This is a genomic window from Nostoc sp. (assembly GCF_035638895.1).
Taxonomy (GTDB): domain Bacteria; phylum Cyanobacteriota; class Cyanobacteriia; order Cyanobacteriales; family Nostocaceae; genus Nostoc.
The window spans coordinates 1-11,968 of record NZ_DASQZC010000603.1; the positions used below are offsets into that span (position 1 = coordinate 1).

At 40.7% G+C, this 11,968-nt stretch carries 9 protein-coding genes; 8 read left to right on the forward strand and 1 reads right to left on the reverse strand.

Translation table 11 applies throughout. The features are described 5' to 3' along the window. A partial coding sequence (locus tag VE944_RS29675; RefSeq protein ID WP_414690178.1) for a 3-dehydroquinate synthase occupies positions 1 to 962 on the reverse strand: 962 nt, incomplete at its 3' end. A gap of 467 nt (positions 963 to 1,429) precedes the next feature. On the opposite strand from VE944_RS29675, the gene VE944_RS29680 reads away from it, so the two are divergent. From VE944_RS29680 to VE944_RS29715, 8 genes are all read left to right on the forward strand, one after another. After that, positions 1,430 to 2,311 carry an EboA family metabolite traffic protein gene (locus tag VE944_RS29680; RefSeq protein ID WP_324985983.1) on the forward strand — a complete coding sequence of 294 codons (882 nt, stop codon included), beginning with the start codon at positions 1,430 to 1,432 and terminating at the stop codon, positions 2,309 to 2,311. Positions 2,312 to 2,455: 144 nt separating this feature from the next. Further along, positions 2,456 to 3,364: a TatD family hydrolase gene (locus tag VE944_RS29685; protein WP_324985986.1), complete on the forward strand. Its 909-nt coding sequence runs from the start codon at positions 2,456 to 2,458 to the stop codon at positions 3,362 to 3,364. A 102-nt stretch (positions 3,365 to 3,466) separates the two neighbouring features. Then, on the forward strand, positions 3,467 to 4,396 hold the full coding sequence (gene eboC, locus VE944_RS29690; RefSeq protein WP_324985989.1) for a UbiA-like protein EboC: 930 nt from the start codon (positions 3,467 to 3,469) through the stop codon (positions 4,394 to 4,396). 142 nt (positions 4,397 to 4,538) lie between these two features. Continuing rightward, positions 4,539 to 5,759 carry a metabolite traffic protein EboE gene (gene eboE / locus VE944_RS29695; protein WP_324985992.1) on the forward strand — a complete coding sequence of 407 codons (1,221 nt, stop codon included), beginning with the start codon at positions 4,539 to 4,541 and terminating at the stop codon, positions 5,757 to 5,759. 83 nt (positions 5,760 to 5,842) lie between these two features. Further along, a complete protein-coding gene (locus VE944_RS29700; protein WP_324985995.1) occupies positions 5,843 to 7,219 on the forward strand; it encodes an alkaline phosphatase family protein in 1,377 nt (458 codons plus the stop codon). Positions 7,220 to 7,676: 457 nt separating this feature from the next. Further along, a complete protein-coding gene (locus VE944_RS29705) occupies positions 7,677 to 9,167 on the forward strand; it encodes a catalase (RefSeq protein WP_324985998.1) in 1,491 nt (496 codons plus the stop codon). 579 nt (positions 9,168 to 9,746) lie between these two features. Further along, positions 9,747 to 10,652, forward strand: coding sequence for a hypothetical protein (locus tag VE944_RS29710; protein WP_324986000.1), 906 nt, complete (start codon positions 9,747 to 9,749; stop codon positions 10,650 to 10,652). Positions 10,653 to 10,878: 226 nt separating this feature from the next. Further along, the gene (locus VE944_RS29715; RefSeq protein ID WP_324986003.1) at positions 10,879 to 11,475 is read left to right on the forward strand and encodes a hypothetical protein; all 597 of its coding nucleotides are present in this window, start codon (positions 10,879 to 10,881) and stop codon (positions 11,473 to 11,475) included. Positions 11,476 to 11,968 lie beyond the last annotated feature (493 nt).

Sequence of the window (11,968 nt, forward strand, 5' to 3'; positions counted from 1 at the left end):
CTTTGCCACTCAGATTGTAATAGTTGCCCTGTTAAATATGAATAGGTCGTATCTAAAGCAATACCGATCGCTACAGATTCACCATGACGTAGGCTGTAATTAGTTAAATGCTCTAGTTTGTGAGCAGCCCAGTGTCCAAAATCCAGAGGACGCGATGAACCCATTTCAAAAGGATCGCCGCTACCAGCAATATGCTCTAAGTGCAACTGAGAACAACGATAGATCAGCCTTTCCATTATGGCCATATCTCGATTAGCCAATTTCTCGGCATTAGACGTAATAAAATCGAAGAAATCTGCATCTTTAATCAGCGCTACTTTCACTGCTTCTGCAATACCCGATCGCCAATCTCGATCATCAAGGCTAGTAAGAAAATCAAAGTCATTCAAGACAGCATAAGGTGGCATGAATGTACCCAAAAAGTTTTTCTTGCCAAAGGCATTAATTCCGTTCTTTACCCCTACACCCGAATCGTTTTGTCCTAATACTGTTGTCGGTACTCGTAGCAGCCGAATTCCTCGGTGAGCTGTTGTTGCTGCGTATCCTGCCATGTCTAGGACGGCTCCACCTCCAATTGCTAAGATGTAGGAGTGACGGCACAATCCAGCTGCATTTATCTGCTGATGAATTTGTTCTATAAATCTAGAATCGTTCTTGACTGCTTCTCCACCCGGAACTACTATCGGCTCACCAGTCAGTATTAGTACATCTTGATAATACTGAGCGTAAGCTGATAATTTTTTTAGCAACCCATCCTGATACTGTAAAAATCCTGCATCTACCACTGCTAGCACTTGTTTTGGGGCTGTTTCGCCATCTGCGGCGATCGCTTGTGCGAGTAAAGGATTATCTAACTGAAACAGACCTCTAGTAAAGTGAACATCATAATTGAAGGTGACGCGAACACATTGGTTAATTGGTTGAAGATTAAGAACGGTTTTTTGTTGGATAGCCATTGGAATATTATTACTTATTAAGTAAGTGTAAATATATGTAATACTGCAATTGAAATGATAGCAAATTAGAAAAAATGTTATTTTAAAGCTAAACTTTAAAATAACATAGTATTAAAATCGAGCTAAAAAACATATCATGTTTTTCAAGTTTCTTTACTTTAATTTAAAAACTTTAAAGTTACATCTATTAATAAGTTTATGGATTGTCTAAACTTCATATTTAAGATTGCCTATAGATATCATTATTACATTAAATTCTAATTTTATTCCGTAAGATAATTTGATCCCTTATCTAATTGAAATAGGATCTTTACAGTATCTTATTGAAAGTCAGGAGATTTTTATAGATTCAGTGAAGTTATAATCTCAGTAGTATATTATCTAGCTGCTTGAATCACAAAGTATCAAGTTTAGTGCTAGATTTTATACTTGGTTGCCATAAAAAAGTTGGGCAACTTTTCCTAAAATTCATCATGAGTAAAGTAAACGAGTTACTGCATCACTGGCTGTTAAAGTCTGTTTCAGAGAAAGCTTTTGCTTGGCTGGAACAGAAGCAAGCACAAATTGCTAGCGGCGCTGCTGAGAGAGTGTTTTTTACGGCTTTTAGTGCTGTGCCGCGTTATCTAGGTAAAGAGGATTTGCAGCTAACATTCCAGGACTTGGAAGCAGCCCAGGATGTGATTCCCGGTTGGTATCCTAGTCATTGGAGTGTAGATCAAGCAGGTCGCACACTCTTACTTCTAGCTTTGCCCCATGATGATGCTGAGGTCTATGTGCGATCGCTTGATAAATTCTTCTCCACTGCCGATATGGGGGAGTTAGTTGTCCTTTATCAAAGTTTGCCGCTTTTACCACATCCACAGTTACATCGCCATCGTGCTGCTGAGGGAATTCGCAGCAATATGAGTAATGTATTCCAAGCGATCGCACTACGAAACCCTTATCCAGCAGATTATTTAGATAATGCTGCTTGGAATCAGATGGTACTGAAGGCTGTGTTTGTCAGCAGTCCGTTGCATCTAATTTGGGGACTAGATCGGCGTGCTAATCCAGAATTAGCGAGGATGTTGGCAGGCTATGCCCATGAACGTTGGGCAGCTAAACGCTCAGTTACGCCAGAACTTTGGCGACCTGTAGGACGGTTTGCAGATAGTGCAATCATCACAGATTTGGAAAAAGTACTAGCTAATGGGGATATACACGAGCAAGAAGCAGCAGCGTTAGCTTGTGCTGAGTCTGCTTTACCCCAAGCACAAGCATTACTTTCTCGCTACCCAAATTTACAGTCATCCATTCAAAAAGGTAATCTGACTTGGAGCAGTTTTAGCCGCGATGCGTGCGGCGAGCTACGCTAACGCCTGTCAGTTTGCAAATGAAATTATCCATCATTCAGCAACAGCAAGCTATTCCACATTGAAACCGGATACAGTCAGCAGCTAGGATACTTCCTGATGCCGGGTTTTTCATTTTAAATTTTGAATTTGAATTTTGAATTACTTATGATGTTCATCGATCCTCACATTCACATGTGTTCGCGCACTACTTACGATTACTTAGTAATGCGGGAATATGGCATTGTCGCCGTTATTGAACCAGCTTTTTGGTTAGGACAACCGCGAACGAACGCTGGTACATTCAAAGACTATTTCAGCAGTCTTGTAGGCTGGGAACGGTTTCGTGCTAGTCAATTTGGTATCCAACATTACTGCACAATCGGCCTCAATCCGAAAGAAGCTAACAATGAGGCACTAGCAGCAGAAGTTATAGAACTGCTACCACTTTATGCCTGTAAAGAGGGAGTTGTTGCCATTGGTGAAATTGGCTACGACGACATGACAGAAGCAGAAGATAAGTACTTTTGTCAACAGTTAGCATTAGCCAAAGAACTCGATATGTTGGTGCTAATTCATACGCCTCATCGTAATAAAAAGGCGGGTGCTAGTCGGAGTATGGATCGCTGTATTGAATATGGCTTAGATCCTTCACAAGTAATTATTGACCACAACAACGAGGAAACCGTTGAGGAAGTATTAGGACGGGGTTTTTGGGCAGCTTTTACAATTTATCCACAGACGAAGATGGGTAACGCCAGGATGGTTGAAGTTGTCCGTAAGTATGGACGCGATCGCATCATTGTAGATAGTAGTGCTGATTGGGGTATTAGCGATCCTTTGGCAGTCCCAAAAACGGCTCAGTTGATGTTAGACAGGGGTATTCCTGAAGAACATGTACAAGCAGTTTGTTATGAAAATGCCCTAGCTGCTTACAGTCAAACTGGGCAGATGAAAGCATCAGACTGGCTCAATCCCGAATCTGTTGATCAACGTCAATTGTTCAATGGCAATTCTGTGTTGCGGGGACAAGAACCAGGAATCAAATCAGTTTCAGATTATGTGTTGATTGAGTAAAAAATTGGGAGTGGGGAGTGGGGATGAGGAATTGCAGAAATATTTGATTCATCTGTAATATGCGGTTTATTTTGAGAAATTATTAGGCACGGAGGCAGATAAGTGAATGTTGCAAGCTTGAATTTTCAAAGCTGGCGGGGTTATCTAGAATTGATGCGTCCTGCTAATATTGTTACTGCTTGGGCGGATATTCTTGTTGGTTTTGGTGCTTCTGGTGGGATTATTTTTGCTCAATTAATCAATGGAGAAGCAAGTTTTGCCATACTAATTCCATTGGCTTGTTTGTTATTGGCTACAACTGGTTTATACGGCGGTGGTGTAGTTTTTAATGATGTTTTTGATGCTGAATTAGATGCAAAAGAGCGACCAAATAGAGCAATTCCCAGTGGTCGCGTATCTCGTGAAAATGCTACTTTATTGGGGAGTATACTATTTGCGATCGGGATTCTAGCTGCTTTTCAAGTATCGTTGGTGAGTGGTGCGATCGCTATATTTATCACTCTTTCATGTTTACTGTATAACTCACTCGCCAAACATCATCCTTTTTTTGGCCCTTTAAATATGGGTTTATGTCGTGGTAGTAACTTATTATTAGGCGTAAGTGCTGTACCAGCAATGATAGGAGAACGTTGGTATTTAGCGCTGATTCCTGTTATTTACATTGCTGCTATCACCGCAATTAGTCAGGGTGAAGTTCACGGAGGTAAGAAGATTACGGGAGTACTAGCATTACTGCTGATTGCAATAGTTTTAACGGCAGTTTTAGCTTTAGGACTATTGGGAGAGTATGCAGCGATCGCAGCACTACCATTTGCTGTTTTATTAGCTATCCGAGTCTTGCCTAATTTTATCAAAGCTGCGCGTGAACCAGTCGCCGAAAATATCCGAAGTGCCGTAAAAATAGGCGTATTATCTCTAATAGTTTTAGATGCAGCTATTGCATCTGGTTTTGCTGGTTTGTATTACGGCTTATTCGTTCTAATTTTGCTGCCATTTTCGATGAAGTTAGCAAAAGTATTTGCCGTTACTTAAATTTGAATGTATACACTCAGTAATACCATGAATTGATTGTATGGGCGCACATCTATGCGCCCATCTAACTGAATATGTGGCAGGTATTTTGTAAAATAGTATAAGCCAAAAAAATTACATATACAAGGGATAAAGCTATAAAATGAAAATTACAAAAAACAATAATCACTTAACTTATTGCAGCAATATTCACCCTGGTGAAAGTTGGCTAGAGGTTTTTAGCAATTTAGAAAAATATGTTCTCAATCTAAAATCACGTTTATCACCAACAGCATCTTTTGGTATTGGTTTAAGATTAGCAGATGCAGCTGCAAAAGAACTGTTACAAAATAATAACTTGGCTCAATTTAAAGCGTGGCTTAGTCAAGAAGATTTATACGTTTTCACTTTAAATGGATTCCCTTATGGCGGATTCCATCGACAGGTAGTAAAAGACCAAGTTTATGCACCAGATTGGTCTACACAAGAACGGGTCGATTATACATTAAATTTGGTACAAATTTTAGCTACTCTATTAACAGAAGGACTTGATGGTGGAATTTCTACGCTGCCATTATCTTATAAGCCTTGGTGGCAAAAAGACCAAGCAATCGAGACAGTTCTGAAAAAAAGTTGTTTAAATATAGCATCAGTTGTTGTAGAAATGATTCGCATCTGCGAAGAAACAGGAAAGGTACTCCATATTGATTTAGAACCTGAGCCTGATGGATTAATTGAAAATACCTCAGAAATAATTGATTTCTATCAAAATTGGCTATTACCAATTGGCGGTAATTACTTATCAGAAAAATTAAATATTGAACCGAGTTTAGCAAAAAGTAAATTGCTAGAACATGTTCGGGTTTGCTATGACACCTGCCATTTTTCAGTTGAATATGAGGAGCCACAATCTGTATTTGTACGTTTACAATCGGCAGGAATTAAAATTGGCAAGATTCAAATCAGCGCCGCAATTAAAGTAAAAATACCTGCTGATGTTGAAAAACGTAGTTTGATAGTTGAACGCTTACGTCCTTTTGCTGAATCTACTTATCTTCACCAAGTAATAGAACGTCGCAGTGATGGTACACTCCATCACTATCCTGATTTAATAACTGCATTACCGCATTTAGAAGAATCTCTAGCCGAAGAATGGCGTACTCACTTTCATGTCCCAATTTTTATTCATGATTATCAAATTTTGCAGTCTACCCAAGATGATATTGCTACTGTTTTACATTTAATTCAAACAAATAATGCTTGCTCCCATTTAGAAATTGAAACTTACACTTGGGATGTATTACCAGCAGAAATGAAGATAGATTTGCTGACTTCTATTCAGCGAGAATATGAGTGGGTATTAAAATTAATTCGTAATTCGTAATGACGCTCCTACGGACACTCGTTCCGACGCTCGATAACTCGCTAACGCTGCGCTAACGTAATTTGTAAGAGAGGATTAAATTTATGCAGAAAACTGTTGTTATAAATGTCGTGGGATTAACGCCCAGTTTACTAGGAGAAAACACACCGTTCTTATCTTCTTGGGCGGCGATTGGCCAAGTAGTCCCGATCGCAACAGTTTTACCTGCTGTAACTTGTTCTGTTCAGGCTACTTATTTAACAGGAAAATTGCCTGATGAACATGGAATTGTCGCTAATGGTTGGTACTTCCGCGATGAATGTGAAGTGAAGTTTTGGCGGCAGTCTAATAAACTAGTGCAAGCTCCCAAAGTTTGGGAAATAGCTAAATCAATTGATCCGAATTTCACTTGTGCCAATCTTTTTTGGTGGTACAACATGTATTCTTCAGTAGATTATGCCATTACACCGCGCCCGATGTATCCCGCAGATGGCAGAAAATTACCTGATATTTATACTCATCCTAGTGATGTGCGATCGCAAATTCAATCTGATTTAGGAAACTTCCCTTTATTCGATTTTTGGGGGCCAAAAACTACCATTAGTTCTAGTCAATGGATTGCCAATTCAGCAAAATGGATTGAGGAACGTTATAGCCCTACATTATCAGTAGTTTATCTGCCACATTTAGATTACTGTCTGCAAAAATTTGGTCATGATGAAAAACACATCCAAGCTGATTTGCGAGAAATTGATGCTGTTTGTGGCGATTTAATTGAATATTATCAAGCACGCAACACTCAGGTAATTATTCTTTCTGAGTATGGCATTACCCCAGTCTCCAAAGCTGTAGATATCAACCGTGTACTACGGGAAAACGGTTTAGTTGCTGTGCGGGAAGAATTAGGGCGAGAACTGCTCGATTTTGGAGCTAGCATTGCCTTTGCTGTTGCAGATCATCAAATTGCTCATGTTTATGTAAATGATCCGGCATATATCCCAAAAGTGCGATCGCTTTTAGAAGCGACTGAAGGCGTAGCAAAGGTATTAGATGAAGAGGGTAAGCAAACCTACCATCTCAATCATCCTAGATCGGGTGAGTTGGTGGCGATCGCCGCGTCTGACGCTTGGTTTACCTATTATTATTGGCTCGATGATAATAAAGCGCCTGATTTTGCTAGAACTGTAGATATCCACCGCAAACCTGGTTACGATCCTGTAGAACTTTTCCTTGATCCGCAAATTAAATTTCCTCAAGGAAAAATTGCTCTCAAACTACTTAAGAAACAACTAGGTTTTCGCTACTTAATGGATGTGATTCCTCTGGATGCTTCCCTTGTACGCGGTTCTCACGGTCACATTAGCACTTCTGTTGATGAAGGGCCTCTATTTATCACCCATCAAACTCACCTAGTTGATGAAAATCGCATTCAGGCGACAGATGTTTGCTCGTTGATTCTCAAACATTTGAGTAGGGAGTAGGGAGTGGGGAGTGGGGTTTCGTTTTTCAACCCAACCTATTTTGAATCTTACTCCCCTTCCCTACAAGGGAAGGGGCTGGGGGTTAGGTGTGTATTGGACTCAACTGAGAAGTTTCTAGCTAGAGGCTAGAAATGCTTCTTATGGTGGTGCCGCGAGTAAGAAGGCGGCAGCCCCCTAGTAGGCATTCCTAGTTAGAGCAGGGGAACGAAGATAATCCCTAAAAGCTCTTTGTAGGCTAGCTTTCACTTTAAGTTGACACCAATGCACATATATGAATCGCTACAGATTTCAAAAATACAAAACAATTTTGTAGTAATTCATAGCCATATCGAGTATGCTTTATATATGAACTCGTTATGACTATGAATTACTCAGATATATTAGTGGGCAAGCGCCTATCTGCTGCCAAAGTAAAACTTAGGCAATCTCAATAACTTAACGGAGAACTTCTTTATCCATGACTGAACCCCAAAACTTAACAACTGCTGACGGTATTCCTGTTGCCGATAACCAGAACTCACTTACAGCTGGATCGCGTGGCCCTGTATTAATGCAGGATTTCCACCTCCTAGAAAAGCTGGCTCATTTCAACAGAGAACGTATTCCTGAGCGCGTTGTCCATGCCAAAGGTGCGGCTGCTCATGGTACTTTTACCGTTACCAATGACATCACCCGCTACAGTAAAGCTAAACTTTTTTCTGAAATTGGCAAGAAAACAGAAGTCCTCCTGCGTTTTTCTACAGTCGGTGGAGAAAAGGGTTCAGCAGATGCCGAGCGTGACCCTAGAGGCTTTGCCATCAAGTTTTATACTGAAGAGGGCAACTGGGATATTGTAGGCAACAATACGCCTATTTTCTTTATCCGCGACCCCCTCAAGTTTCCTGATTTTATCCATACCCAAAAGCGCAATCCTCAAACCAATTGCAAAGACCAGAATGCAAAGTGGGATTTTTGGTCACTCAGTCCTGAATCGCTTCACCAGGTGACGATCCTGTTTTCAGACAGAGGAATTCCGAAAACTTATCGAAACATGGATGGCTTCGGTAGTCACACCTTTAGTTTGATTAATGCTCAGGGTGAACGCGTTTGGTGTAAATTTCACTTTAAGACTCTGCAAGGACATCAAACCTTGACGGAGGAAGAATCGGCCAAAATCAAAGGCGAAGATCCGGATCATGCGACTCACGATTTGTTTGAAGCGATCGCTAAAAAAGACTATCCTAAGTGGCGGATGTGTATTCAGGTGATGACCCAGGAGCAAGCAGCCAAACATCCAGATAATCCCTTTGACTTGACGAAAGTTTGGAAGCAAGGGGAATATCCTTTAATCGAAGTCGGGATATTAGAGCTAAATCGTAACCCTGAGAATTATTTTGCCGAAGTAGAGCAAGCCGCTTTTAGCCCTAGTGCAGTGGTTCCTGGCGTTAGTTTCTCTCCAGACAAAATGCTGCAAGCTCGAATTTTTTCTTACCCAGATGCTCAACGGTATCGCTTGGGTGGTAACTATCAGCAACTACCTGTTAATCAGCCCAAATGTCCAGTGATGCATTATCAGCGAGATGGCTTTATGGCATCGGGGAACAACGGCGGTAGCGTTCCTAACTATGAACCCAATAGTGCTGAGGGTACGCCCAAAGAAAATCCAGCTTATGCAGAGCCACCTACCCATTTGGGCGATGTCACTGTTGATCGTTATAGTCATCGTGAAGGAAACGACGATTATACCCAAGCAGGTAATCTGTATCGGTTACTAACTCCTGAGCAGCAGGAGCGTCTTGCTAAAAATATTGTCGGTAGTCTCTCTCAAGCAAGGCAAGACATCCAAATGCGTCAACTTTGCCACTTCTTCCGAGCAGATATTTCTTATGGTCGTCGTGTAGCTGAGGGGTTAGGTATTTCAATTGATCCTTCATTACTTCCAGGTATTGCTCAAGCTGTAAGTATCTAGCAGTTTGAGACTAGAAATTTATTTTGATCTAGTTTTGTAGGGTGCGTTACGCTATTACTAACGTACTAAAAACTCGATAGTGAATTACATACTTAAGGTAGATTTAAATCCCCGACTTCTTGAAGAAGTCGGGGATTTGAGCATGAAAACAGACTCATTATAGGTATTTTGTAAAATCGGATAACGCCTATTCTTTAGCGAAGAAGAAAATTGTGGTGTCAACCAAACCGGGGTGGAGTGACCCCTGTATTGCAGGGAAGTCAAAACTGCTATTACACAAAGACTTTTAAGGCTGACAATTTTGCCGCAAGTATTCCAGATTCATAATGTCAAATTGCTCAGACTAGCTGCCACATCTACACATTCACCGCCGAAATCTTTCTTAAAGGATATAGCATTTTTCACCCTACCGTAAGGCTTGATTGGAGGCTCTTTGACGTTAGTAAAATCTTCCCAGGCTCAAGATCATTTCACCCCAGATGTGTTTCTTTAGAGCGATTAAGTCGTATTCCATGCTTGCTAGATTAGGTATGAAAGGTAACTAATAGCCATCTGGTTTTAATCAAGGAGATTGTTGATATGGTTGAGAATAAGCAAGCTTTAGATAAACAGGTTGAAAATGCTAACCGCATAACAACAGGTCAATCTTATAGTGCTTCAACTGGCACAAACATAGATGCTGGATTACCTGAAACCGAGTATGCTAACCGCACAACAACGGGTCAATCTTATGCTGATTCAACTGGTACGAACATAGGTACTACAAGACCTGTATCTGCTGCTCCTACGATTACGCCTGAATCCGATGCTCGTCCAGCAAACAAAGGTAGCAATGCTGCATTAAATAGAGCACTGGTAGGGGGACTCATTGGTGTTACGTTAGGCTCATTAGCTGGCGCTTTTGCTGGCAAAAGAATAGGTCAAGGCTTTAAGCACACTGTAAAAGGTATAGGAGACGCGTCAAAGACTATTGGCGATGGTCTTGGTCAAACCGCAAAAGGTCTAGGGGACGCAGCAAAGAGTGTCGCTGAGGGTACTATCCAAGCTGTTGTAGGCGGTACAATCGACACAGTAGAGGGCGTTAGTGACCTAGCCAAGCAAACCACTATAGGAACACTGGACGCTGTACAGAACACAGCACAAGGTGTGAATCAAGCGGTACATGTTGCTGTGGACACAGTAAAAGATACAGCACAAAATGTCGCTGAGGGAATCAAGCAAACCACAGTAGGAACACTAGACGTAGTACAGAGTGCAGCAGAGGGTCTTAATGAAGCTGTACAAGGCGCTGCGGACAAGGCAAAGGATACAGCAGAAAATGTCGCTGACGTAGCCAAGGAAACCACAGTAGGAACACTAGACGCAGTACAGAGTACATCAGAGGGTCTTAATGAAGCTGTACAAAGTGCTGCGGACAAGGCAAAGGATACAGCAGAAAATTCTAAAGCATCTGAAAATCAGAGCCATCCACACAAGCGGAGATAGTTGCAACTAATAGGGTAGTTCTTAAAGACTAAGGATAAGTAATAGTTTCTTTTTTAAAGTATATATACTTATTGATTTTTGAGGACTACCTTCAAACATAGAAAGTTCATGAGTTATTAGTTACCAAACAACTTACGTTTTTTCAAATTAGACTCTGACAGACTAAGGAAAAATTTTCAGATATTGCTTTCCTGTCCTAGCACAAAATACAAAACAGAAGATTATTATGAATGAGAATCAGCAGTTTTCAGAGCAGTCTGAAGAAAATATTGATCTGCCTACAGATCAAACCAATAATTATACAGCAGGTAGTAGCTCAAAGAATGATTTAGCTAAAGTAGCACTTGGAGCGCTGATTGGTGCTACCGTGGGCGCGATAGCTACGGCTTTAACTATTAAAGGTACAACTGAAAAAGTTGACAAAGCTGTAAAAAGTGTAGGAAATGCGGTAAAAGGTGCAGCTGGGAGTTTTAATCAAAATGTAAAAAATGTCGGAAATGCAATAAAGACTGTAGCTGACAGTGTTAACGAAACTGTAAAAGATGTAGGAGATGCTGTTAAAGATACAGCTTTAGATGTTAACAGTATTGCAATAGATACAGTGGGTGCTGTTAAAGGTACAGCTATAGGCATTAACGATACTGTAAACAATACAGTGAATATTGTTAAGGGTGCAGCTGAGGGTGTTAAAGACACTGTAAAAGGTACAGTGGACGTAGCTACAAATGCAGTTGAGGATGAGACTCCATCTGCTAGTCAAAGCGCTAATACACCTAATAACCAGACAACTTACATTTTGGTTCCACTAGACAAAAACCAATAGTAGGCATCTATCTGCCTTTATCATCAGCACTAAATTGCTCTTATATAAAAGTGATACTAGTGGTCAATTGTAAGCTCATTAATGGAGTTCAGAGACTCGTTAACGGAGATAAAATACTTGTTGACGGAGTTCAGAGGCTCGTTAAGTAAATAAACAAAAATATTTACAGTCATTGCGATCGCACCCTTCCCAAAGCATATCCTAGAGAAGTAGTTCTAGGCATTGCGATCGCATTATTTTGCTTCAGTGCATTGGCAATGACATTGTGTAATTAATTATCTTGCCTACTTATTAGACTGGGATTTGAATCCCAGGCGGGTAATGCAGTCGATGCAGATTACCTAAATTACTGAAACCAACGCCAGACAAAAGCAACCATTCTCCTGAATCAAGGCTGACGATTCCGCCGCAAGTCTTCCAGATTTTCACAAATGGTTATTGTATTGGGATGATTTGCCCCCAACTGTTTTTCAGCGATGGCCAAAGCTTCGAT